General features: G+C 66.0%; 20 protein-coding genes. 13 read left to right on the plus strand and 7 right to left on the minus strand.

The genetic code is table 11. The features are described 5' to 3' along the window. Positions 1-3 precede the first annotated feature (3 nt). From ACA097_RS13065 to gbcB, 6 genes are all read right to left on the minus strand, one after another. The gene (locus ACA097_RS13065) at positions 4-456 is read right to left on the minus strand and encodes a Bro-N domain-containing protein (protein WP_371370358.1); all 453 of its coding nucleotides are present in this window, start codon (positions 454-456) and stop codon (positions 4-6) included. Positions 457-1573: 1117 nt separating this feature from the next. After that, positions 1574-1939, minus strand: coding sequence for a helix-turn-helix transcriptional regulator (locus tag ACA097_RS13070; RefSeq protein ID WP_160288810.1), 366 nt, complete (start codon positions 1937-1939; stop codon positions 1574-1576). Positions 1940-2252: 313 nt separating this feature from the next. Then, positions 2253-2678: a GNAT family N-acetyltransferase gene (locus tag ACA097_RS13075; RefSeq protein WP_371370359.1), complete on the minus strand. Its 426-nt coding sequence runs from the start codon at positions 2676-2678 to the stop codon at positions 2253-2255. A 45-nt stretch (positions 2679-2723) separates the two neighbouring features. Then, a complete protein-coding gene (locus ACA097_RS13080; protein ID WP_371370360.1) occupies positions 2724-4010 on the minus strand; it encodes an NAD(P)/FAD-dependent oxidoreductase in 1287 nt (428 codons plus the stop codon). A gap of 103 nt (positions 4011-4113) precedes the next feature. Continuing rightward, the gene (locus tag ACA097_RS13085) at positions 4114-4884 is read right to left on the minus strand and encodes an NYN domain-containing protein (RefSeq protein ID WP_371370361.1); all 771 of its coding nucleotides are present in this window, start codon (positions 4882-4884) and stop codon (positions 4114-4116) included. A 205-nt stretch (positions 4885-5089) separates the two neighbouring features. Beyond that, positions 5090-6190, minus strand: coding sequence for a glycine-betaine demethylase subunit GbcB (gene gbcB / locus ACA097_RS13090; RefSeq protein ID WP_043256602.1), 1101 nt, complete (start codon positions 6188-6190; stop codon positions 5090-5092). Positions 6191-6614: 424 nt separating this feature from the next. Here gbcB and gbcA point away from each other — a divergent pair, with 424 nt between their 5' ends. The 9 genes from gbcA (at position 6615) to zapA (ending at position 17220) form a co-directional block, all read left to right on the plus strand. Continuing rightward, entirely contained in the window at positions 6615-7904 is a 1290-nt protein-coding gene (gene gbcA / locus ACA097_RS13095) for a glycine-betaine demethylase subunit GbcA (RefSeq protein ID WP_043256600.1), read from the plus strand. A 461-nt stretch (positions 7905-8365) separates the two neighbouring features. Beyond that, positions 8366-9343, plus strand: coding sequence for a dipeptidase (locus ACA097_RS13100; protein ID WP_371370362.1), 978 nt, complete (start codon positions 8366-8368; stop codon positions 9341-9343). 92 nt (positions 9344-9435) lie between these two features. Further along, on the plus strand, positions 9436-9966 hold the full coding sequence (locus ACA097_RS13105; RefSeq protein WP_043256596.1) for a DUF5943 domain-containing protein: 531 nt from the start codon (positions 9436-9438) through the stop codon (positions 9964-9966). Between the two features lie 84 nt (positions 9967-10050). Beyond that, a complete protein-coding gene (dgcA, locus tag ACA097_RS13110; RefSeq protein WP_160288807.1) occupies positions 10051-12111 on the plus strand; it encodes a dimethylglycine demethylation protein DgcA in 2061 nt (686 codons plus the stop codon). 117 nt (positions 12112-12228) lie between these two features. Next, on the plus strand, positions 12229-14193 hold the full coding sequence (dgcB, locus tag ACA097_RS13115) for a dimethylglycine demethylation protein DgcB (protein ID WP_371370363.1): 1965 nt from the start codon (positions 12229-12231) through the stop codon (positions 14191-14193). 79 nt (positions 14194-14272) lie between these two features. Next, the gene (locus tag ACA097_RS13120) at positions 14273-15505 is read left to right on the plus strand and encodes an electron transfer flavoprotein subunit alpha/FixB family protein (RefSeq protein WP_043256588.1); all 1233 of its coding nucleotides are present in this window, start codon (positions 14273-14275) and stop codon (positions 15503-15505) included. Positions 15506-15613: 108 nt separating this feature from the next. Next, positions 15614-16387: an electron transfer flavoprotein subunit beta/FixA family protein gene (locus ACA097_RS13125; protein ID WP_043256587.1), complete on the plus strand. Its 774-nt coding sequence runs from the start codon at positions 15614-15616 to the stop codon at positions 16385-16387. Between the two features lie 309 nt (positions 16388-16696). Continuing rightward, on the plus strand, positions 16697-16927 hold the full coding sequence (locus ACA097_RS13130; RefSeq protein WP_043256583.1) for a hypothetical protein: 231 nt from the start codon (positions 16697-16699) through the stop codon (positions 16925-16927). Continuing rightward, positions 16924-17220 carry a cell division protein ZapA gene (gene zapA / locus ACA097_RS13135; protein WP_043256581.1) on the plus strand — a complete coding sequence of 99 codons (297 nt, stop codon included), beginning with the start codon at positions 16924-16926 and terminating at the stop codon, positions 17218-17220. Before ACA097_RS13130 ends, zapA begins: the two co-directional genes overlap by 4 nt. A 1137-nt stretch (positions 17221-18357) precedes the next feature. On the opposite strand, the gene aspA is transcribed toward zapA, so the two are convergent. Next, positions 18358-19782: an aspartate ammonia-lyase gene (gene aspA, locus ACA097_RS13140; RefSeq protein WP_371370364.1), complete on the minus strand. Its 1425-nt coding sequence runs from the start codon at positions 19780-19782 to the stop codon at positions 18358-18360. A 221-nt stretch (positions 19783-20003) separates the two neighbouring features. Between aspA and ACA097_RS13145 the strand changes: the two genes are divergently transcribed. From ACA097_RS13145 to ACA097_RS13160, 4 genes are all read left to right on the plus strand, one after another. Then, complete coding sequence (locus tag ACA097_RS13145; protein ID WP_043256579.1) at positions 20004-20918, plus strand: LysR substrate-binding domain-containing protein; 915 nt, start codon at positions 20004-20006, stop codon at positions 20916-20918. A 110-nt stretch (positions 20919-21028) separates the two neighbouring features. Further along, positions 21029-21619, plus strand: coding sequence for an RNA polymerase sigma factor (locus tag ACA097_RS13150; protein WP_043256578.1), 591 nt, complete (start codon positions 21029-21031; stop codon positions 21617-21619). Then, positions 21609-22601, plus strand: coding sequence for a FecR domain-containing protein (locus tag ACA097_RS13155; RefSeq protein WP_371370365.1), 993 nt, complete (start codon positions 21609-21611; stop codon positions 22599-22601). The genes ACA097_RS13150 and ACA097_RS13155 overlap by 11 nt, the downstream gene beginning before the upstream one ends. Positions 22602-22715: 114 nt before the next feature. Then, positions 22716-25136 (plus strand): TonB-dependent siderophore receptor, encoded by a 2421-nt coding sequence (locus ACA097_RS13160; RefSeq protein ID WP_371370366.1) that lies wholly within the window; start codon positions 22716-22718, stop codon positions 25134-25136. The last annotated feature ends 62 nt before the right edge of the window (positions 25137-25198 follow it).

Below are 25198 nucleotides of genomic sequence, written 5' to 3' on the forward strand. Positions count from 1 at the left end.
TTATTAGCACAGGGCTAGCAGTTTTGGCATCTCCTCCCAAGCCATCCATAACTCTCCTTGCCACTCCAGCAAAATCATCTGCCTCTGTTGCCATTGCATCATCATTCGCCTGGGTGCGGGGCCGTCCGGGGCGTATTGGTCGCGGAGGGTGGGGATCACTTCCTGGGTCAGCCAGCGATCCAGCGCTTCCAGTTCCGGGTGGCCGAAGCGGATGAGTGCTTTGTAGACCGCGGCTTCGCTGAGCATCACGGTTTGTTCTTCGCTGCCTGTCGCGTAGGCGACGCGAACGGTTTGGACTTCGTGGGCGTAGAAGCGGTGATGGATGCTGTGGGGGAAGCGGTAGGCGAGCAGGCGGGCGAGGTCGGGGGCGGAGAACCAGGGTTGGTTGTCGATCATTACGCCGCGCAGGGGGCGGTTGTGGCGGATGAAGAAGGTGGGAATGTACGAATCGGTCATGGCGAAAGCTCTAGCAGTTCATTTCTGACGCCATAGCGCACATGCAAAAACGAAGGCCGTTCCTGAATGCGCCGATTGGCGCCGTTTGCCTACCAGTTCGAGTCGCCAAACTCGGTCGCGGGATTGACCGTGACCGGGGCAGGATAGGGATTGGACCGAGGGTGGAAAAGTGACCGGATGCCTCAGGGGCTCGTTGTAGGAGCGCGCCATGCGCGCGAATCGCGGCCATGGGCCGCTCCTACAGGGTTGTGCTGTGTTTTCCCTTCACGTCATCCCCGCGAACGCGGGGACCCAGAAAATGGATTTCCAGAGGAACATCCGCGCGCACCGGACCGCCCCTTACAGAAGGCCGAGCAAAGCCCACGCAGAGGAGGTTGCGCGACATGGATGTCGCAAAAGCCCCGATCAGTACAGGGACGTGCTGTCGGGGCGGGCCGCCGGGTGCGTGGGGATGTGCGAGGGAAGTCCGGCTCCGCCGGACCCGTATGTCGGGGCAAGCGTTCTTGGTTACTTCTTTGGCGTTTGAAAGAAGTGACTCGCCGAGGGGCGAAACAAGATCTATCCGAGCATGCCGGAGCGGCGCATACACACCGGGCCATACGTACTTATTCCCAGAGAATGGAGGGCGAGCGTCTTGTCTCGTGTAACGCGCCGCTTCGGCGTTTGTGGATGTTTTTTGTTTCGCCCCCTCGGGCGAGTCACTTTCTCAAACGCCAGAAAGTAACCAAAGCGCTTGCCCCGTCATACGGGCCCGATGAAGCCGGGCTACCCTCGCGAATTCCCCCGCACCGGAGGCACGCCGTCGAGAGTACGTCCCTGTACTCACGACGGCTCTTGCGACATCCATGTCGCATGACCTCCTCAGCGTGGGTTTCGTTCGGCCTTCTGAAAGGGGCGTTCGGCGTGTGTGGAGGTTTCTCTGGAAGTCTCAAGAGCCAGAGCGGTGGTCGGCGCGAAAGCTGGAGCGCTTTTCGTAGGGCGAATAACGCTCCGCGTTATCCGCCATCGCCCCGTGCCGATGCCTGGCGGCGGATAACCCCTTCGGGGTTATTCGCCCTACGGGAGATCGTGGAAGTCTGTGGGAGTGGTGCGCGGTGGGGCTGATCTTGCCTTCCCGCTAGGCGCGGGTCTTCTTGCTTGCCAGGCGCTTCAGGTTCGCCCCGCGCTTTTGCGGCGTTGCAGGTTCGTTGCCGAGCTTGTGGTCGTTTTCGTCGCGGTAGATCGAGCCGAGCGTCATGCCCATGCCGAACGGCCTCAGGATGTTGTTGAGGGTGTTGACGGTTGGATTGCCCTTGTCGTTTTCCAGGGAGGACAGGGTCCTCACGGTCATCTTGCACATCTTCGCGAACGTCGCCTGATCCAGCCCGGTGATTTCCAACCGTATTCGGCGAAGCGATGTCCCCAGGCTTTCTTTGCCCATAGCGCTCTGAGCCTTGATGTCGTCGAGAATGTTCTGTCGTTCTTCCAAGCTGAGTGTCTTCATTGCAGGCCTAATCCCCCCAACGTGCATCCAGGTTGTTCAATGGAATCAACTGAGCACATCGAAGTCGTCCGACAATTTCTATGGGCGTCGCCATTGAACAGGAAATATATTGCTTGATCTGGCGTGTTACTCCGAATAACTGGAAGTATGGTTCCAGTTCTATGGCGGGATTCCCTGTCACGGTCTATCGCCCAGCGGATTAGCCAGGACTTGCAGGAGCGAGGGGGATGCCTGGTTATTGATCGCGAACGGCCCGCTGCGGGGGTTGGTTCGCGAGCAAGCTCGCTCCTACCAAAAGCCCTGCGCGGTGTGGTCAGGCGCTGAGGCGTTTCTTCAGGTAGATGCGCTGGTGCCCCGGCGGGCAGTCTTCCAGTACGCCCATCACTTCGAAGCCTTGTTTCTGGTAGAAGCCCGGCGCCTGGAAGCTGTAGGTGTAGAGGAACACGCCCACGCATTCGCGGCGGCGGGCTTCTTCTTCGGCCAGCGCGATCAGTTGGGCGCCCAGGCCCGAGCCGCGTTGGTCGGATTGCAGCCAGAGGTAGTCGATGTACATCCAGCCCATGCCCGAGTGGCCGAACAGGCCGCCGACCACCTGGCCGCTTTCGTCGCGGGCGTAGAGTTCGACGTCGATGTAGCCGCCGGGCGTTTTCATCTGTTCGAGGTTGTAGGCCTCGAGGCCTTGGGTCACGACTTCGCGGGCCTGGGCGTCGGCGCCGAGGTTGAATTGGTAGTGCGGCATGGGGGGCTCCGGTAGGGCAAAGGCGCGAGTTTAGGCGAAACCCGTTCAGCCGTTGAGCCGTCGTACGTCGAATGCGTCGCGCAGCTCGTAGGCGGTGTAGGTCGCCTGGGCGGCGGCCATGCCGGCGAGGCCGAAGGCGTTGGGCAGGCCGAAGCGTTTGAAGCCTGCCGGCACCGCTTGCTTGCCGCTGATGGCGTCGGCGAGCACTTCGCCGGCTACCGTCGTCGGTGCCATGCCGTGGCCGCCGAAGCCGATGGCGTGCCAGATGCCGGCTTCGTCCTGGCCTATTTGCGCCATCAGGTGGCGGGCGTAGCTCATCAGGCCGCCCCAGGAGTATTCGACCTTCACGCCTTCGAGCTGTGGATAAACCGCCAGCAGGTCGCGTTGGAGCAGGCCGGCGATGGCCTCCGGGCCGCGGTTGAGGATGGAGATGCGGCCGCCCCAGAGGATGCGGGTGTCGGCCAGCGGGCGGTAGTAGTCGAAGGCGAAGCGGGTATCGTAGACCGCCGCGCGGGTGGCGATGGCGTCTTTCAGGCGTTCGCCCAGGGGTTCGGTGGCCATGACGTAGGTGGCGATCGGCAGTACCGAACGCTCGATGGGGCGGTACACGCCGCGTGCGTAGCCGCCGCCGCAGAACACCACTTGCTCTGCATGCACTTCGCCGCCGGCCGTGCGTACGACGTAGCGTCCGTCGCGCTTCTCGATGCCTTGCGCCGGGCTGCCTTCGTGGATGCGCACGCCCAGGCCGGCTGCCGCGCGGGCTATGCCGCCGCAGTATTTCAGCGGGTGGAAGTGGAAGGCGTTGCGTTCCAGCAGGCCGCCGAAATAGTGGGCGCTTTTCAGCTGCTCGCGCAGCGCGGCGGTGGAGATCGGCTCCCAGTCCACGCCGTAGGCGCTCTTCATCAGCTGGCGTGGTTTTTCCAGGCGCGAGGGTTCGTTGAACCAGTTGGCGAGGATCACGCCTTCGTCCACCAGGTCGCAGTCGATGCCGTAGTGGCGCACGCGCTGGCGGATCAGGTCGACCGCTTCGAGGGTCAGGTGGTAGAGCCGCCGCGCTTCCTCGGCGCCGAGGGTGGCGAGCAGGTCGGCGTTGCCCAGGCTGTAGCCGCCGAAGACGAAGCCGCCATTGCGCCCGGAGGCGCCGTGGCCGACCTGGTGCGACTCCAGCAGCACCACGTCGCTGACGCCGCGTTCGGCGAGCCCCAGGGCGGTGTTCAGGCCGGCGAGGCCGCCGCCGAGGATGCACACGCGGGCATCGAGGCGGCCGCGCTGGGCGGCGAAGGGCGGGCGTTCGGCGGTGGCTTCGTAGTAGGTCTGGCTGAAGGTGGGCATGGGCTGGGATCGATGAGTTATTTGAACGACTGTTTAGCGTCGCCGGCGGGGCGGGACAACTGAAAATTCCTCTGCATGTCATTCCCTGGCGGCATGCAGGGGCTCACTTGCGCACGTTGCGTACGTAGAAGTCCTTGCCGCCGCCGTTGCTGCCACCGCGCGCCTGCAGTTCGAAGCGCTTGGGCTGGCTCTTGATGAGGTCGCTGAGTTTCTTGAAGCCGTACAGCCGTGGATCGAAGGCCGGGCGCAGCTTGCTGATGGCCTGCCCGAGGGCGCCGAGGCCGACCCAGTCGTCCTCGTCGTCGGCGATGTCGTCGAGCAGCTTGGCGATGAAGTCCAGCGGCGGCTTCTGCGGCTTGGGCTTGGCGTCGGCCTTGGGCGCTTGCGGCTGGTCGGTTTCGGCCGGGGCTTCCGGCTCGGGGCGGAGGATCTCGGTATAGATGAACTTGTCGCAGGCACGCACGAAGGGATCGGGCGTCTTGCTCTCGCCGAAGCCGTAGACCATCAGCCCTTCCTCGCGCAGGCGGGCGGCCAGGCGGGTGAAGTCGCTGTCGCTGGAGACCAGGCAGAAGCCGTCGAATCGGCGGGTGTAGAGCAGGTCCATGGCGTCGATGATCAGCGCGCTGTCGGTGGCGTTCTTGCCCTTGGTGTAGGCGAACTGCTGGATCGGCTGGATGGAGTGGTCGAGCAGCACTTGCTTCCACTTGCCCAGCTGCGGCTGGGTCCAGTCGCCGTAGATGCGCTTGACGCTGGCGACGCCGTACTTGGCGATCTCCTCGAACAGGCCTTCGACGATGGCGGCGGGGGCGTTGTCGGCGTCGATCAGGACGGCGAGGTGGGTCTGTTGGCGGGGACTGGGGGACTTGATGGCCATGCGGGCTCCGAAAGACGGGTGTGCATGGACCTTAGACCGGGAGCGGGTGGGGTGCGAGTGCAGAAGTTGGCGTAGCCCGGCACGAAAATGGCGGATAACCCCTTCGGGGTTATTCGCCCTACGGGTATGGCGTCGCGCGATATCTCGGCGTGGGAGGGGGATTGGTAGGGCGCATAACCGCGAGGCGGTTATGCGCCGTGGGCGATCAGTACTCGATCACCACATCGCCCTTGGGCACGCTGCAGCACGACAGGATGTAGCCCTCGGCCACGTCCTCGTCGGTGATCCCGCCGTTGTGCTCCATGTCCACTTCGCCGGCGCGCTTCATCACCTTGCAGGTGCCGCAGATGCCCATGCCGCAGGCCTTGGGGATGTGCAGGCCGAGCTTGGCGGCGGCGGCGTGGACGGTTTCGCCCGGCGCCACGCGGATGCTCTTGCCGGTTTCGCAGAAGTCCACCAGGTGCAGGTCGGCGGCGGGCACGGCCGGGGCGTCGGCGGCTTCGGCGGCCAGTTCGTTCACTTCCTGGCGGACTTCCGGCGGGGTCGGGCCGAAGGCTTCCTCGTGGTAGCGCGACATGTCGAAGCCCTCGGCTTCGAGCAGGCGCTTGATCGCGTGCATGTAGGGCGTCGGGCCGCAGCAGAAGACTTCGCGTTCCATGAAGTCCGGGGCGATCAGCTGCAGCATGGCCTTGTTCAGGTAGCCGCGATAACCGGCCCAGGTCTCGCCGATCTCGTACTTCTCGCAGATCAGGTGCAGCTTGAAGTTGTTGATCCGCGAGGCCATGTGGTCGAGCTCGCGGTGGTAGATGATGTCCTTCGGCGTGCGCGCGCTGTGCACGAAGATCATGTCGACGTTGCCGTTGGTGTCGAAGAACCAGCGCGCCATGGACATCACCGGGGTGATGCCGACGCCGCCGGAGAGGTAGAGCACCTTGTCGGCCTGGAAGTCGATGGCGTTGAAGTTGCCCACCGGGCCGTGCACCGGGAGCACGTCGCCTTCCTTGAGGTTGTCGTGCAGCCAGTTGGAGACCTTGCCGCCGGGCACGCGCTTGATGGTGATGGAGAAGCTGTAGGGCACCGAGGGCGAGCTGGAGATGGTGTAGGAGCGCATGATCGGCACGCCGTCGATTTCCAGCTCCAGGGTCACGAACTGCCCGGGCTTGAAGAAGAACATCAGCGGCTGGTCGGCGGCGAAGCAGAAGGTGCGCACGTCCCAGGTTTCCTGGATGGCTTTCACGCAGCGCACCAGGTGGCGGCCGTTGGTCCAGGTCTGGGTGTTCACCGGATTGAGGAAGTTGCTCGACATGATGTCTCTCCGCGCACGCCGGCCGTCGTCGGCCTTGTAGGGGCAGCGCCGGGCGGGGGGAGCGTCGCTCTTGCGAGGGCGGCTCAGGCCCCGGCCATTCGGCATGCCTGATGGAACCGATTGTGCGCACGCCCCGTGCCACCCATTTACCTGCCTGCGACATTTGCATGCTTATCGCGACCTGCCGCCTGTGGCGGGGGCTGCCGCGTCGGAAACGGATGCGGTCGTGTCGCCCATGGATAAGGGTGTTTGTCGCCGGCAGCGCCACACTGGTCGCCAGCCGAGCAACGCTATGCCTTGAACGAGGACGGTGGAGAACGCGCACTCGGCGCGCCTCGCATCCGCCGCCATGCCCTGCGTGGCACACCGTATCAGCCACTTATTTCCGCCAGCAGCCACGCGGCTGCGGCATGAGGACCTACCGATGGACGTCACCACCACCCTGAGTCTGGGCGATCCGCTGGAACCGGCCCGCAAGGCCACCGCCGAGATGCTGCGCACTCGCGACCATTCCTTCTCGCTGCCGCAGCCGTTCTACAACGACGAGCGCCTGTTCCAGATCGACATGCAGGAGATCTTCCAGAAGGAATGGCTGATCGCCGGCATGACCAGCGAGATCCCCGCCAAGGGCAACTTCCTCACCGTGCAGATCGGCGACAACCCGGTGATCGTCCTGCGCGGCGCCGAGGGCAAGGTCCACGCCTTCCATAACGTCTGCCGCCACCGTGGCTCGCGCCTGTGCGTGAGCGACAAGGGCAAGGTCGCCAAGCTGGTCTGCCCCTACCACCAGTGGACCTACGAGCTGGACGGCCGCCTGTTGTTCGCCGGCACCGAGATGGGCGACGACTTCGACATGAAGGACTACAGCCTGAAGCCGGTGCATGTGAAGACCGCCGGCGGCTACATCTTCATCTCCCTGGCCGAGAACCCGCCGGCGATCGACGACTTCCTCGCCACCCTGGCTCACTACATGGAGCCCTACGACATGGAGAACACCAAGGTGGCGGTGCAGACCACCTTGATGGAAAAGGCCAACTGGAAGCTGGTGATCGAGAACAACCGCGAGTGCTACCACTGCAACGGTTCGCACCCGGAACTGCTGAAGACCCTGCTGGAGTGGGACGACGTCACCGACCCGCGCGCCAGCCAGGCGTTCAAGGACCAGGTCGCGGCCTGCACCAAGGCCTGGGACGAGGAGAAGATCCCCTACGCCCACGCCAGCTTCGGCCTGCGCAACCGCATCGTGCGCATGCCGCTACTCGACGGCACCGTGTCCATGACCATGGACGGCAAGCAGGGCTCGAAGAAACTCATGGGCCGCATCAAGAACCCGGACCTGGGCTCGATGCGCATCCTGCACCTGCCGCATTCGTGGAACCACTGCATGGGCGACCACATCATCGTCTTCACCGTGTGGCCGATCAGCGCGCAGGAAACCATGGTCACCACCAAGTGGCTGGTACACAAGGATGCCGTGGAAGGCGTCGACTACGACGTGCAGCGCCTGCGCGAAGTCTGGGACGCCACCAACGACCAGGACCGTCGCCTGGCCGAGGAAAACCAGCGCGGCATCAACTCCACCGCCTACCAGCCGGGCCCGTACTCGAAGACCTACGAGTTCGGCGTGATCAACTTCCTCGACTGGTACAGCGAGCGCCTGCTCAACAACCTCGGCGAAGAGTCCGCCCACGCGCGACTGGTCGCCGGCGAGTAAGCCCCTACCACCCGGCGCCCCCTTCGCGGGGGCGCCTGCGTTTCGCAGAGGTCCGCATGGACAGCCTGCTCTTCTACGCCAGTTCCACCTTCGTCGGCGCCCTGCTGGCGTGGAACCTGTTCGCCTGCTGGCGCAAGCGCTAGTCGCAGCGAAGCCCTGCTCTTCGTAGGAGCGAGCTTGCTCGCGAACCTGCCCCGCAGCGGAGTCGTTCGCGAGCAAGCTCGCTCCTACAAGGTGCTCCCTGTTCGTCCTTCCTCATTCCCCCGCGCTCTCTAAAACGTCGCGCTCATGCCCGCATGCGCCTGTGCGACGCGGTTGCCGTCGCCCATGTCGTTGCCTTGACGCTTTCGGTACGACCCTAGTCGTTTTCGAACCGGGTCGCCCGGATGGCCGGGGATATGCTGCCTCCAAAGCGTCGGCCAAAGCGCCGGCGCCACCAGCCTGACAAGGGGTAATGCCAGATGAGCCCAGCCGAACTTCACGCCGACAGCATCGTCATCGACGGTCTGATCATCGCCAAATGGAGCCGCGAACTCTTCGAGGACATGCGCAAGGGCGGCCTGACTGCCGCTAACTGCACCGTGTCCGTGTGGGAAGGCTTCCAGGCCACGGTGAACAACATCACCGCGAGCAACAAGCTGATCCGCGAGAACAGCGACCTGGTGATCCCGGTACGCAGCACCGCCGACATCCGCAAGGCCAAGGAGCTGGGCAAGACCGGCATCCTCTATGGCTTCCAGAACGCCCACGCGTTCGAGGACCAGATCGGCTACGTCGAGGTGTTCAAGCAGCTGGGCGTGGGCATCGTGCAGATGTGCTACAACACCCAGAACCTCGTGGGCACCGGCTGCTACGAGCGTGACGGCGGCCTCTCCGGCTTCGGTCGCGAGATCGTCGCGGAGATGAACCGCGTCGGCGTCATGTGCGACCTGTCCCACGTCGGTTCCAAGACTTCCGAGGAAGTCATCCTCGAATCCAAGAAGCCGGTCTGCTACTCCCACTGCCTGCCCTCGGGCCTCAAAGAGCACCCGCGCAACAAGTCCGACGAAGAGCTGAAGTTCATCGCCGACCACGGCGGCTTCGTCGGCGTGACCATGTTCGCGCCCTTCCTGGCCAAGGGCATCGACTCGACCATCGACGACTACGCCGAGGCCATCGAGTACGTGATGAACATCGTCGGCGAGGACGCCATCGGCATTGGCACCGACTTCACCCAGGGCCACGGCCAGTCGTTCTTCGAGTGGCTGACCCACGACAAGGGCTACGCCCGCCGCCTGACCAACTTCGGGAAGATCGTCAACCCGCTGGGCATCCGCACCGTGGGCGAGTTCCCCAACCTGACCGAGACCCTGCTCAAGCGCGGCATGCCCGAGCGCGTGGTGCGCAAGGTCATGGGCGAGAACTGGGTCCGCGTCCTGGCGGATGTCTGGGGCGAGTAACGCGCCTCGCAGTCCTCTTCTCCCTAATTCCCTCTTCCCAGCCCTCTCCCCCGACCGGAGAGGGCGCCCAAAGAATCCGGAGCTTTATCACCATGGCCAAACACGCCCCCGAACTGCCCATCGAAGTCGACAGCGAAACCGGTGTCTGGACCACCGACGCCCTGCCGATGCTGTACGTTCCGCGGCATTTCTTCGTCAACAACCACATGGGCATCGAGGAAGAACTGGGCGCCGAGCGCTATGCCGAGATCCTCTACAAGGCTGGCTACAAGTCCGCCTGGCACTGGTGCGAGAAGGAAGCCGAATGCCACGGCATCGAAGGCGTGGCGGTGTTCGAGCACTACATGAAGCGCCTGTCGCAACGCGGCTGGGGCCTGTTCCAGATCGAGCAGATCGACCTCGACAAGGGCACCGCCCAGGTCCGCCTGAAGCACTCGGCCTTCGTGTACGTCTACGGCAAGGTCAATCGCAAGGTCGACTACATGTTCACCGGCTGGTTCGCCGGCGCCATGGACCAGATTCTCCAGGCCCGCGGCAGCAGCATCCGCACCGTCGCCGAGCAGGTGTACAGCGGTTCGGAAGAAGGCCACGACGACGGCCTGTTCATCGTCAAACCCCTCTGACCCTGTAGGAGCGGCCCATGGCCGCGATAAGCGGGCTCGGCCCGCTTCCACAACAAGAACCTCTGATTCCGTGAGGACGCCGCAATGGCTTTCGAGGCAATGTTCCAGCCGATCCAGATCGGCAAACTGACCATCCGCAACCGCGTACTTTCCACCGCTCACGCCGAGGTCTACGCGACCGACGGCGGCATGACCACCGAGCGCTACGTGAAGTACTACGAGGAGAAGGCCAAGGGCGGCATCGGCCTGGCCATCTGCGGCGGGTCTTCGGTCGTCGCCATCGACAGCCCGCAGGGCTGGTGGAAGTCGGTGAACCTGTCCACCGACCGCATCATCCCGCACTTCCAGAACCTCGCCGACGCCATGCACAAGCACGGCGCCAAGATCATGATCCAGATTACCCACATGGGCCGTCGTTCCCGCTGGGACGGCGAGCACTGGCCGACCCTGATGTCGCCCTCGGGTATCCGCGAGCCCGTGCACCGCGCCACCTGCAAGACCATCGAGCCGGAAGAGATCTGGCGCGTGATCGGCAACTACGCGCAGGCCGCTCGCCGCGCGAAGGAAGGCGGCCTGGACGGCGTCGAGCTGTCCGCCGTGCACCAGCACATGATCGACCAGTTCTGGAGCCCGCGCGTCAACAAGCGCACCGATGAGTGGGGCGGCACCTTCGAGGGCCGCATGAAGTTCGGCCTGGAAGTGCTCAAGGCCGTGCGCAAGGAAGTCGGCGACGACTTCTGCGTCGGCATGCGCATCTGCGGCGATGAGTTCCACCCGGACGGTCTGACCCATGAAGACATGAAGCAGATCGCCAAGTACTACAGCGACACCGGCATGCTCGACTTCATCGGCGTGGTCGGCTCGGGCTGCGACACCCACAACACCCTGGCCAACGTCATCCCGAACATGACCTATCCGCCGGAGCCCTTCCTGCACCTGGCGGCAGGCATCAAGGAAGTGGTCAACGTGCCGGTGCTGCACGCACAGAACATCAAGGACCCGAACCAGGCCACGCGCATCCTCGAAGGCGGCTACGTGGACATGGTCGGCATGACCCGCGCGCACATCGCCGACCCGCACCTGATCGCCAAGATCAAGATGGGCCAGGTCGACCAGATCAAGCAGTGCGTCGGCGCCAACTACTGCATCGACCGCCAGTACCAGGGCCTGGACGTGCTGTGCATCCAGAACGCCGCGACTTCCCGTGAATACATGGGCGTGCCGCACATCATCGAGAAGTCCACCGGGCCCAAGCGCAAGGTGGTGATCGTCGGTGGCGGCCCGGCCGGTATGGAAGCCGCTCGCGTGGCGGCCGAACGCGGTCACGACGTGACCCTGTTCGAGAAGAAAGACCAACTGGGCGGCCAGATCACCACGGCTTCCAAGGCGCCGCAGCGCGACCAGATCGCCGGCATCACCCGCTGGTTCCAGCTGGAGCTGGCGCGGCTGAACGTCGACCTGCGCCTGGGCACCGCAGCCGATCCGGACACCATCATGGACCTGCGCCCGGACATCGTGGTGCTGGCCAACGGCGGGCATCCGTTCCTCGAGCAGAACGAGCACTGGGGCGCCGCCGAAGGGCTGGTGGTCAGCAGCTGGGACATCCTCGACGGCAAGGTCGCGCCGGGCAAGAACGTGCTGGTGTACGACACCATCTGCGAGTTCAGCGGCATGTCCGTGGCCGACTTCCTGGCCGACAAGGGCTCGCTGGTGGAGATCGTCACCGACGACATCAAGCCGGGCGTGGCCATCGGCGGCACCACCTTCCCGACCTACTACCGCAGCATGTACCCCAAGGAAGTGATCATGACCGGGGACCTGATGCTGGAGAAGGTCTACCGCGAGGGCGACAAGCTGGTGGCGGTGCTGGAGAACGAATACACCGGCGCGAAGGAAGAACGCGTGGTCGACCAGGTCGTGGTCGAGAACGGCGTGCGTCCGGACGAGACCCTGTACTACGCGCTCAAGCAGGGCTCGCGCAACAAGGGCCAGATCGACGTCGAAGCGCTGTTCGCCATCCAGCCGCAGCCCTGCCTGAGCCAGCCCGGCGACGGCTACCTGCTGTTCCGCATCGGCGACTGCGTGGCCCAGCGCAACACCCATGCGGCGATCTACGACGCACTGCGTCTGTGCAAGGATTTCTAAAAGCGGCGCTATCGAATCGTAGGAGCGGGCCATGCCCGCGATGGAACCACCGAGCCATGCCGGCCATTCGCGGGCATGGCCCGCTCCTACAGATCTCGTCCTGGTGAGGACAGACTGATGTTGAACACCCTCCTTCCCATCCTGCTCTTCGCCGCCCTGGCACTGGCCGTGCTGGGCGCCGTGAAGCGCTTCGCCATGTGGCGCCGCGGGCGGCCGTCGAAGGTCGACTGGCTCGGCGGCCTGCTGGCCATGCCGCGTCGCTACCTGGTGGACCTGCACCACGTGGTCGAGCGCGACAAGTACATGTCCAAGACCCACGTGGCCACCGCCGGCGGCTTCGTGCTCGCCGCGCTGCTGGCCATCGTCGTGCATGGCTTCGGCCTGCACAGCCGGATCCTCGGCTTCGCCCTGCTGGCGGCCACCGCGCTGATGTTCACCGGTGCGCTGTTCGTCGCCAAACGCCGCCTCGACCCGCCGTCGCGGCTGTCGAAAGGCCCCTGGATGCGCCTGCCGAAGAGCCTGCTGATGTTCTCCGCGAGCTTCTTCATCGCCACCCTGCCGGTGGCCGGCATCCTCCCGGAAGGCTTCGGCGGCTGGTTCGTCGCCGGCCTGCTCGCCATTGGCGTGGCCTGGGGCGTGTCCGAGCTGTTCCTCGGCATGACCTGGGGCGGGCCGATGAAGCACGCCTTCGCCGGCGCGCTGCACCTGGCCTGGCACCGCCGCTCCGAGCGCTTCGGCGGTGGCCGCTCCACCGGCCTGAAAGCCCTGGACCTGACCGACCCGACCGCGCCCCTGGGCGTGGAGAAGCCCACCGATTTCACCTGGAACCAGCTGCTCGGCTTCGACGCCTGCGTGCAGTGCGGCAAGTGCGAGGCTGTGTGCCCGGCCTTCGCTGCCGGCCAGCCGCTGAACCCGAAGAAGCTGATCCAGGACATGGTCATCGGCCTCGCCGGTGGCAATGACGCGAACTTCGCCGGCTCGCCCTATCCGGGCAAACCGCTCGGCGAGCACAGCGGTGGCCCGCACCAGCCGATCGTGTCGCTGGAGGGCAAGGCCCTGGTCGATGCCGAGACGCTGTGGTCGTGCACCACCTGCCGCGCCTGCGTCGAGGAGTGCCCGATGATGATCGAGCACGTCGACGCCATCGTCGACATGCGCCGCCACCTCACCCTGGAGAAGGGCGCGACCCCGAACAAGGGCGCCGAGGTGCTGGAGAACCTGATTGCCACCGACAACCCCGGCGGCTTCGCCCCCGGCGGCCGGCTGAACTGGGCGGCCGACCTGAACCTGCCGCTGATGAGCGAGAAGAAGCAGGCCGACGTGCTGTTCTGGGTCGGCGACGGCGCCTTCGACATGCGCAACCAGCGCACGCTGCGCGCCTTCGTGAAGATCCTCAAGGCCGCCAACGTCGACTTCGCCGTGCTCGGCCTGGAAGAACGCGACAGCGGCGACGTGGCCCGTCGCCTGGGTGACGAGGCGACCTTCCAGACCCTCGCCAAGCGCAACATCGCCACCCTGGCGCAGTACCGCTTCAAGAAGATCGTCAGCTGCGACCCGCACAGCTTCCACGTGCTGAAGAACGAATACGGCGCACTGGGCGGCAGCTATGACGTGCTGCACCACAGCACCTTCATCGACGAGCTGGTGAAGGCCGGTTCGCTGCAGCTCGGCCAGAGCAAGGCCGACAGCGTGACCTACCACGACCCGTGCTACCTGGGCCGCTACAACGGCGAGTACGAAGCGCCGCGCAACGTGCTCAAGGCCATCGGCATCGAAGTGAAGGAGATGCAACGCTCCGGCTTCCGCTCGCGCTGCTGCGGCGGTGGCGGCGGCGCGCCCATCACCGATATCCCCGGCAAGCAGCGGATCCCGGACATGCGCATGGTCGACATCAAGGAGACCGGTGCGGAACTGGTGGCCGTGGGTTGCCCGCAATGCACCGCGATGCTCGAAGGCGTGGTAGCCCCGCGCCCGGAGATCAAGGACATCGCCGAACTGGTCGCCGAAGTGCTGATCGAGTCCGCGGAGGCCCCGGCAAAAAAGTCCCCGGCCAAGCGTGAAGAAGCGGCGGAGGTGCATTGATGAACGCGCTGCACCTTTCCGTAGGGCGCATAACCACGAAGGGGTTATGCGCCATCCACACCTGCCTGGAGGCCCTGTCATGAGCGACATCATCCGCCGCGATCCCCGCGCCGAGTGGATCGCCCGCAACCGCCTGCACCCGCTGCATGCGGCCATGCAGTCCGCCCAGGGCGGCGAGGCACGCTGGATGGGCCCCCATGGCGTCATCCGCAAGAATCCCCATGCCGTCGGCTTCGTCGGCCCCAACGGGGTCAAGCGCATCGACCGTTCCGGCGGCCAGCAGGGTGGTCTCGGCAAGCGCAGCAGCGCGCCCGAGGTCGTGCAGCTGCCGTTGCATGTCGTCGAGCAACCGGCCTTCCACATCGCCGTGGTACCGGACATGGTCGGCGGCCGCCTCTCCAGCCACGACCGCGACCTGCTGGGCCTGGCCCGCAAGCTCGCCGGCAACGACGGCGCGGTGCTGGCGGTGGTCTTCGGCGAGCACAAGGAATCGGCCTTCGACACGGCTGGCGTCGACCGCCTGCTGCTCGTTGAGGGCGACGAATACGCCGGCTATGCCCCGGAACAACGGGTGCTGGCGCTGCGCGCCGTGGAGAGCCAGTTCGCCCCGCGTCACTGGCTGCTGCCCGACAGCCGCACCGGTGGCGGCGAGTTGGGCCGACGCCTGGCCGCGAGCTTGGGCGAACGCCCGGCCACGCGCGTCTGGCAGGCCGAGGGCGAACGCTGCATCGGCCGCGCCGGTGCCGGCCAGCAAGATATCCACCGGCCGCTGGCGCGGCTGATCCTGGCCGCCGCCGAGTGCGCCGAGCCGGTCAGCGAAACCCGCCACGAAGCCCGCGTCGTCGAGCTGCAAGGCGGCGTCGCACGCAATCTGCCGCGCATCGAAGACCTCGGCCCGGTGGCCGTGGACCCGGCGCAGATTCCTATGGCCGAGGCGGAGTTCATCCTCTCCGGCGGCAACGGCATCAAGGACTGGGACCTGTTCCACCGCGCCGCCGTCGCCCTTGGCGCCACCGAAGGCGCCTCGCGCGTGGCGGTGGACGACGGGCACATGCCGCGCGCCCGCCAGGTCGGCGCCACCGGCACCTGGGTCACCGCGCGGGTCTACCTGGCGGTGGGCATCTCCGGGGCGATCCAGCACCTGCAGGGCATCGGCTCCTGCGACAAGGTGGTGGCGATCAACCTCGATGCCGGCTGCGACATGATCAAGCGCGCCGACCTATCGGTGATCGGCGATTCCTCGGCGATTCTCCAGGCGCTGATCCGCCTGGCCGAGGAATACCGCGATGGAGCGGCGCGCGATGCAGCTTGAGTGCGGGATGAATCCCGTAGGGCGCATGACCGCAAGGCGGTCATGCGCCGTCCCCGGTACTTCGGCGGATAACCCTGCGGGTTATTCGCCCTACTTCGAGGTTGCGGTATGACCGACCTGAACATCATCGCCCTGGTCTCCATCGGCGCCCACCCGGCCTCCGGCCGCGCGCGCCGTGCCGAGCAGGACGCCCGCGCGGTCGAACTCGGCCTGCGCCTGGCCGGCAAGCGCCTGCAGGTGCTGCACGCTGGCAACCCGCAGGAAGAAGCGCTGCGCAGCTACCTGGGCATGGGCCTGGACGAGCTGGCCGTACTCGAACAACCGGCCGGCGCCGACGCCCTGCCGGCGCTCGCCGACTACCTGGACAACGCCAAGGCCCAGCTGGTGCTCACCGGCAGCCAGGCGGAAACCGGCGAAGGCTCCGGCATGTTGCCGTTCCTGCTCGCCGAGCGCCTGGGCTGGCCGCTGGTGGTGGGCCTGGCCGAAGTGGAGAAAGTCGAGGGCGGCAGCGCCCAGGTCCTGCAGGCCCTGCCGCGCGGTCAACGGCGTCGGCTGAAGGTGCGCCTGCCCTTCGTCGCCAGCGTCGACAACGCCGCACCCGTGGCGCGCCAGAGCGCGTTCGGCCCGGCGCGACGCGGCTTCATCGAGGCCCACGAAGTGGAAATCCTCGACGACGAACTGCTCGCCGACAGCAGCCTGCAACCGGCCCGCCCGCGGCCCAAGCGGCTCAAGGTGATCAAGGCCAAGACTGGCGCCGAACGCATGAAGGCCGCGACTGCCAAGGCTTCCGGCGGCGGCGGGCAGGTGCTCAAGGACCTCAGCGCGGAAGCCGGCGCCGAAGCCATCTTCAAGCTGCTGCGCGAGGAAGGCGTTATCCGCTGAATCGCGTAGCTCACTACTGTAGGAGCGGGCCATGCCCGCGATTCGCGCGCATGGCGCGCTCCTACGGTTGTATTTGGACAGGTCGTGAACCTATCCAGATGTCCAATTCGGCACGGCGCTCGTTGCAGCATGGGTTTCGCTTCGCTCAACGCCATCCTACGTCGCCATGTGGTTGAAATGGCGCGAAAAATCGCGTCTAAGCCATTGAATTGACAGCATACTTTCCGTCCGGAAAACGTGATTTTCCCTGGCCGGAACGGGTGCTTTTCTTTATCCTCCGCGACCTTTCAAACGGCCTCGGAGACTCCCATGCTCGACAGCACAATCGAACAGCTCGAAACCCTGGTGGCTGAGCTGCTGCAGCAGAACCAGCAACTGGCCAACGACAACGCGCAACTGCGCGACAGCCTGGGCAAGGCCAGCGAAGAAAACGACGCCCTGCAGCTGCAACTGATGGAACAGGAAGAGAAGCACAGCGCCACCGCCGTGCGCCTGCAGGCCCTGGTCCAGCGCGTCAGCGATAGCCGCGCCAGCGCATGAAGAACGACGGCGTGCGCGTCCTGCGCATCCTCGGCCGCGAGTACAGCGTCAAGGCGCCGGCCGGCGAGGAGGGCGCCCTGCAGGAGGCCGCCGCATTGCTGCAGGCGGAGATCTCCGCCAACAAGCAGAAATTCCCCTACGTCACCGCCAACGAGCTGTTGCTGCTCAGCGCGTTGAACCTCTGCGCGCGCCAGCTGGCGCCGCGCGAGGACGAGGGCGACGAGGGCGAGGCGGTGCAACGCCTGACCGCCCTCAACCGGCGCATCCTCGCGCACCTGCAGTCGCAGGATTGACCCCCGCGTCTCGGCATGTGGGATAACCGCTTCGCGGTTATCCCCCTACGCCACCCGCTTCGGCCCCCGTAGGAGCGGATCTCATCCGCGAAAATCCCAGCACCGATTCCGGCCTGTAGGAGCGCGCCGTTCGCGCGATTCGCGGACAAGGTCCGCTCCTACGAAAGCGTAAGCGCGCTTCGCTCTTGGGACTTCCAGAGAAACGTCCGCGCACTCCGGACTGCCCCTTACAGAAGGCCGAGCTAAGCCCACGCAGAGGAGGTTGCGCGACATGGATGTCGCAAAAGCCCCGACCAGTACAGGGACGTGCTGTCGGGGCGGGCCTCCGGGTGCGTGGGGATGTGCGAGGGAAGTCCGGCTTGCCGGACCCGTATGTCGGGGCAAGACTTTTGCCCACTTTGTGTCGTTTGACAAAGTGGGTCGCCCGAGGGGGCGAAACAAGAAACATCCGAGCACGCCGAAGCGGCGCATACACACAGGGCTATAAATGCCTTTTTCGTAAATGGAGGGCCAAGCGTCTTGTCCGGCGTAGCGCGCCGCATTGGCGTTTGTGGATGTCTTTTGTTTCGCCCCCTCGGGCGACCTACTTTGGCAAGCGGTGGGACGCCACCCCGGCCCAAAGTAGGCAAAGGTCTGTGCCCCACCATACGGGCCCGATGAAGCCGGGCTACCCTCACGAACTCCCCCGCACCGGAGGCCCGAACTAGGCGTCCCCCCCCGAAAATACGTCCCTGTACAAATCGGGGCTTGTGCGACATCCATGTCGCCCGACCTCCTCTACGGGGGTTTCGCTCGGCCTTCTGAAAGGGGCGTTCGGCGTGCTCGGAGGTTTCTCTGGAAGTCTCAAGAGCCGGAGCCGGAGCCGGAGCCGGAGGCATGGCTGGGTGTTGGGCGTATGACCGTTCGCGGTTATTCGCCACCAAATCGCAGACAAAAAAAGGGGACACCACTTCCGTGGCATCCCCGTGAATGGAGAGAGGGCTGAATGTCCTCTCGACCGGTGAGACGTGGCGCTTCGGGTAAACCCGCCGCGCCGGGCATAAAAGAAGGGAAGGGGGGTGACCCGACCCTGAAGGGTGGAGAGCGGGTACTGCTCTCCGACCGGTGAGACGTGCCCGGCTCGCGCCGGGCGGTGTATCAGGCGCTGAGCGGGAGCAGGCGCGGAGCGATCATGTTCTCCGGGCGCAGGATGTCGGCCAGGGTGGCTTCGTCCAGCAGCTTCTCCTCGCGCACCAGTTCCAGGACGCCGCGGCCGGTTTCCAGCGCGGTCTTGGCGATACGGGTGGCGTTCTCGTAGCCGATGTACGGGTTCAGCGCGGTCACCAGGCCGATGCTGTGCTCCACCAGCTGGTGGCAGCGCTCGACGTTGGCAGTGATGCCGGTGATGCAGTGCTCGCGCAGCATGTCCATGGCGCGTTGCAGCAGGCGGATCGAGTCGAAGATCTTGTAGGCGATCAGCGGCTCCATCACGTTCAGCTGCAGCTGGCCGCCTTCGGCAGCGATGGTCAGCGCCAGGTCGTTGCCCATGATTTCGAAGGCGACCATGTTGACCGCTTCCGGGATCACCGGGTTGACCTTGCCCGGCATGATCGAGCTGCCCGGCTGGCGAGCCGGCAGGTTGATCTCGTTGATGCCGGTGCGCGGGCCGCTGGAGAGCAGGCGCAGGTCGTTGCAGATCTTCGACAGCTTGACCGCGGTGCGCTTGAGCATGCCGGAGAACAGCACGAAGGCGCCCATGTCGGAGGTGGCTTCGATCAGGTCGGCGGCCGGGACGACCGGGTGGCCGCTGATGGCTGCCAGGCGCTCGACGGCGATCTTCTGGTAGCCCGGGTCGGCGTTGATGCCGGTGCCGATGGCGGTGCCGCCGAGGTTCACTTCGGTCAGCAGCTCAGGGGCCAGGCGGCGCAGGCGGTCGAGGTCTTCACCCAGGGTGGTGGCGAAGGCCTGGAATTCCTGACCGAGGGTCATGGGTACGGCGTCCTGCAGCTGGGTACGACCCATCTTCAGTACGTGGGCGAACTCCTTGCCTTTGGCAGCGAACGCCTGGATCAGGCTGTCGAGGCTGGCCAGCAGGGTGTCGTGGCCGAGCAGCAGGCCCAGGCGAATGGCAGTCGGGTACGCGTCGTTGGTCGACTGCGCCATGTTCACGTCGTTGTTCGGGTGCAGGTACTTGTACTCGCCCTTGGCGTGACCCATCGCTTCGAGGGCGATGTTGGCGATCACTTCGTTGGCGTTCATGTTGGTGGAAGTACCGGCACCGCCCTGGATCATGTCCACCACGAACTGGTCGTGGAAGTCACCGCGGATCAGGCGAGCGCAGGCTTCGCTGATGGCGGCGTGCTTCTCGTCCGACAGGTGACCCAGCTGGTGGTTGGCATCGGCCGCGGCCTGTTTGACCATCGCCAGCCCGACGACCAGTTTCGGGTAGTGCGACAGCGGCACACCGGTCAGGCGGAAGTTGTTCACAGCGCGCAGGGTCTGAATGCCGAAGTAGGCGTCAGAAGGTACTTCGAGGGTGCCGAGGAGGTCTTTCTCGATGCGGAACGATGCAACAGGGGACATGACGTGTTTTGTCTCAGGAGGACACGGCCAGCGCCGCGATGCCCATAAGACTAAGGATTACGCCGATTGTCGGCCAATGCTGTTGGAAGCTGCCTCATGCACAATCGGCATAATGTATTCTGTGACGACCTGATGACGGCGAGCGTGTCGGCATGCTACGCGGGCCCGCTCATCTCTCACCTATCGATCAAGTCCGCCGCGCCTGTGCGAGAGGAACCGACGTGAACCTGGAAACCAAATGGCTGGAGGATTTCAGCGTCCTTGCCACCACCCGCAGTTTCTCCCAGGCGGCGGAAAAACGCTTCGTCACGCAGCCGGCGTTCAGCCGGCGCATCCGCAGCCTCGAAGACGCCCTCGGCCTGACCCTGGTGAACCGCCAGCGCACGCCCATCGAGCTGACCGAGGCCGGGCAACTCTTCCTGGTCACCGCGCGCGCGGTGGTCGAGCAGCTCGGCCAGGTCGTCCGCCACCTGCATCACCTGGAGGGCGGGCAGGGCGAAGTGCTGCAGTTCGCCGCCGCGCACTCGCTGGCGCTGGGCTTCTTCCCCAGTTGGATCGCGCGCCTGCGCAACGAAGGGCTGAATATCGCCAGCCGTTTGGTCGCGACCAACGTCGGCGAGGCGGTGCACCTGCTTCGCGAAGGCGGCTGCGACCTGATGCTGGCGTTCTACGACCCGGACGCCGCGTTGCAGATGGACCCGGAAGTCTTCCCCTCTCTGCACCTGGGCCGCACCGAGATGTTGCCGGTGTGCGCGGTGAATTCCGGCGGCGTGCCGTTGTACGACCTCGACGGTGGCCAGAGCGTGCCGTTGCTGGCCTATAGCGCCGGCGCCTTCCTCGGCCGCGGCGTCAACCTGCTGCTGCGCCAGCGCAACCTGCGCTACACCACGGTCTACGAGACGGCGATGGCCGACAGCCTAAAAAGTATGGCCTTGCAGGGAATGGGCGTGGCCTGGGTGCCGCGCCTGAGCATGGAGTCGGAGCTGGCGCGCGGCGAGCTGGCCGTGTGCGGCGGCCCGCACTGGATCGTGCCGCAGGAAATCCGCCTGTACCGCTGCGCGCTGGTGAAGAAGGCGCAGATCCGCCTGCTCTGGCGCAAGCTGGAAGGCGGGCTGGGGCTGGGCGAGACAGCCTGAGTCGCTCCGGGGACTGACAGGTTTACTTGATAAGCATTATCATTCGCGCCTTTCCCGGGCCTCTCCCAGCGCCAGTCCGGCGCGGCCCCTGGCGAGCCTGCAGTCCCCCGATGTCCAACCACGAACTCCCCGTCCGGCCGCTGGCCGATTCGACGGCGTCCGGTGATACGGCGCAGCGCGAGGACTTCCTGCGCGTGTTCCTCAGCCAGCGACCGCGCCTGGAGGCCCTGGTGCAGCGCCGCGTCGGCTGCCGGGCGACGGCTGCGGACCTGGTCCAGGAGCTGTTCCTGCGCTTCTGGAAGCGCCCGCAGGCGCCGGTGGAGGAGTTGGGTAGCTACCTGCTGCGCAGCGCGCGCAACCTGGCCATCGACCACCTGCGCGGCGAGGACTCGCGCGGGCGCACCCTGAGCGCACTGCTGCCCGACGAGGGCGAGGCGCAACCTTCCCCGGAACAGGCGGTGCAGGCTGGCGCCGAACTGGCGCGCATCGAGGCTGCGTTGCGAGCGCTGCCCGAGCGCACCCGTCACGTGTTCCTGCTCAGCCGCGTGCATGGCCGCACCTACGGCGAGATCGCCGAGGCCATGGGCGTCACCCGCAGCGCGGTGGAAAAACATATGATGCGCGCCCTCGATGCCTGCAAGGCGAGCCTGGAGCCCGCCGCAGCGGCGCCCCGCCGTGGAGCCACCGACCATGACGCCTGACGTTTCGATTTCCCCGGCTGCCCGGCAGCAAGCGCGGCAGTGGCTGCTGCGCCGGCGCGAAGAGCCGGGGCAGGGCGTCGCCGAGTTTCAGCGTTGGCTGGAAGCCGATCCGGCACATGCACCGGCCTACGCCGAGGCCGAAGCACTCTGGCGTGCCTGCGAGCACCCGGCGCAGGCCCTGGCGGCGGAAGAAGCGGATGCCTTGCAGGGCTATCTCAACGCCATGCAGCGAGCGCGGCAGCGCCGCCGCAGCAATCCCCGGCGCTGGGTTTACCCGCTCGCCAACGCCGCCTGCCTGCTCGCGATGCTCTGGGCCGGTGGCTGGTGGACGCCGGGGCATTGGCTGACCGACCTGTCCGCCGACTACGTCAGCGCGCCCGGAGAAGTGCGCGAACTGACGCTGGCGGACGGTTCGCAACTGACCCTCGACGCCGATAGCGCGGTGACGGTTTCCGTCGATGGAGACCAGCGTCGCGTGGAGCTGCTGCGCGGGGCAGCTTCCTTCGCTGTGAAGCACCTTTCCAAGCCTTTCGTGGTGCGCGTGGGGGAGGGTGAGGCGCAGGTGCTGGGCACTGAATTCGAGGTCCGCCGGCTGGGCGAGCAGACTCGCGTCACCGTTGCCGAGGGACGCGTCGCCGTGCGCGCCAGCCGGGCTGCCGGCGCGCCCGAAGTGGTGCTCGGCGCCGGCGAGCAGGTGGCCTTCGCGGCGCAACTGGGCACGCCGGAAAGCGCCGACAGCCGCGCCGCGCTGGCCTGGCGCCAGGGCTGGCTGAGCTTCTACCGCGTGCCCCTGTGCGAGGTGCTGGAACGCCTGGCGCCCTACTACCCGGGACGCATCCTGCTGCTCGATGGCGAACTGGCGCAGCGCCGGGTCAGCGGCAGCTTCCCCAGTGGCGACCCGCAGGCCGCGCTGGATGCGCTGCAAGCGGTGGTCGGCTTCCGCCAGCAGCATTGGCTCGGGCGTTGGGTGCTGATTCGCTGAGCGCCTGAAAAATTCTTCGTTGGTTGCTGAGGTACTTCGTGGGCTGCTCCGTGTAGTGGGTATGAATGCGATTTATTCGCAGTTGGTGTTTCCCTTTCGCCCACCGAGAGCCCCATGAAAGCGCAGCCGTCCCGTCGTCCCGCACTGCCCCTGAAACCCCTCGCGCTGGCGCTGTTCAGCGCCCTGGCCGGCGCTGCCGCGTTGCCGTCGAGCGCGGCCCAGCCCGGTGCGCAGTTCGAGGCGCGCTTCGCCTTCGATTTGCCGGCACAGCCTCTACCCCAGGCGCTAGGCGCCTTCAGTCGGATCACCGGGCTGAGCCTGGTCTACAGCGACGAAGCGCCCTACAGCGTCCAGGCGCCGGCGTTGCGCGGCCAGTACAGCGCCACCGAGGCACTGGAGCATCTGTTGAGCGGCTCCGGCCTGCGCTACCGCGCTCTCGATGGCCGCAGCCTGACCCTGGAACGCATTCCCGGCGACGCCCTGAACCTGGGCGAGACCACGGTTTCCGCGCAGGCCGAAGCGCAGGGCTACCTGCCGGCGCCGGTCAGCGCCATCGGCCGCAGCGACACGCCGGTGCTGGAAACCCCGCAGAGCATCGTCAGCGTGCCGGAGCAGGTGCTGCGCGACCAGAAGCCGCGCAACCTCGACGACGCCCTCGGCAACGTCAGCGGCATCACCCAGGCCAACACCCTCGGCGGCACCCAGGACGCGGTGATGAAGCGTGGCTTCGGCGACAACCGCGACGGCTCGATCATGCGCGACGGCCTGCCCTCGGTGCTGGGGCGCAACCTCACCGCCAGCGCCGACCATGTGGAGGTGCTCAAGGGCCCGGCCTCGCTGCTCTATGGCATCCAGGACCCGGGCGGGGTGGTCAACGTGGTCAGCAAGAAACCGCAGCTGGAGCAGCACAACGAAGTCACCCTGCGCGGCTCGACCTACGCCCACGGCAAGCAGGGCAGCGGCGGTCAGCTCGACACCACCGGCGGGCTGGGCGATTCGGGTTTGGTCTATCGGCTGATCGTCGACCAGCAGGACGAGAACTACTGGCGCGACTTCGGCCAGCAGCGCGAGACGCTGGTGGCGCCTTCGCTCGCCTGGTACGGCGACGCCACCACGGTGAACCTCAGCTACGAGCACCGCGAGTTCAAGACGCCCTTCGACCGCGGCACGGCCATCGACCCGCGCACCAACAAGCCATTGGACATCCCGCGCACGCGGCGCCTGGACGAGCCCTTCAACATCACCGAGGGCCGCTCCGACCTGACCCGCCTGGACATCGAGCACCAGCTCGACGAGCAGTGGAAGGCGCATTTCGCCTACGGCTGGACCCGCGAAACCTACGACGACAACCAGGCGCGGGTGACCGCCGTGAACAGCACGAAGGGCACCGTCACCCGCCGCGTGGACGGCACCCACGGCGCGGTCAGCAGCGACAGCTTCGCCACCGCCGGCCTGAACGGCGACCTGCAATGGGGCGGCTTTCGCCACGAGCTGCTGCTGGGCGTGGACAGCGAGAAGCGCAAGATCTTCCGCGCCGACCTGATCCGCAGCGCCAAGACCAACACCCTGGACTACAACGACCCGGTCTACGGCCAGGTATCACCGGCCACGACGGTCAGCGCCAGCGACAGCGACCAGACCGACAAGCTGCGCAGCGATTCGCTGTTCCTGCAGGATTCCTGGCACCTCGACGAACACTGGATCCTGGTCGCCGGCGGGCGCTACCAGATGTACGACCAGTACGCCGGGCGTGGGCGGCCGTTCCAGGCCAACACTGACATCAACGGGCAGAAGTGGGTGCCGCGCGCCGGCGTGGTCTACAAGATCGACGATGAGCTGTCGCTGTATGGCAGCTACACGAAGTCGTTCAAGCCCAACTCGACCATCGCGCCGCTTTCCACCGGCCAGGTGATCGACTCGTCGATCCAGCCGGAGGAGGCCACTTCCTGGGAGATCGGCGCAAAACTCGACATGCCCGAGCGTTTCAGCGGCAACCTGGCGCTGTTCGACATCCGCAAGCGCAACGTGCTGGTCAACCAGCTCGACAGCAATGGCGACACCGTCGTGCGCACCGCCGGCAAGGTGCGCTCCTACGGCGCGGAACTGGACCTGGCGGGCCAGCTCAGCGAGCGCTGGAGCCTGATCGGCAGCTATGCCTGGCTCGATGCGGAGGTGACCGAAGACCCGGAACTGGAGGGCAACCGCCTGCAGAACGTGGCCAAGCAGACCGCCTCGCTGTCGGCGGTGTACGACGCCGGCTCGATCTTCGGCGGCGACAAGCTGCGCCTGGGCAGCGGCGCCCGCTACGTCGGCAAGCGCGCGGGCGACCCGGCCAACTCCTTCGAGCTGCCGTCGTACACGGTGGCCGATGCCTTCGCCAGCTACGACACCCGGCTCGGCGGGCATGACGTGGGGTTTCAGTTCAACGTGAAGAACCTCTTCGACCGCACCTACTACCCGTCGGCAGCCAATACCTACTACGTGGCAGTGGGCGAGCCGCGGCAGTTCGAGGTTTCGGCTACGGTGGGGTTCTGAGGGGAGGGCGAATGGCAGGTATCGGCACAGGCCGCAGGATGGGTTGAGCTTGCGCTCAACGC

Origin of the sequence: Pseudomonas sp. QL9 (assembly GCF_041409665.1) — a bacterium.
In the GTDB taxonomy this organism is placed as follows: domain Bacteria; phylum Pseudomonadota; class Gammaproteobacteria; order Pseudomonadales; family Pseudomonadaceae; genus Pseudomonas; species Pseudomonas knackmussii.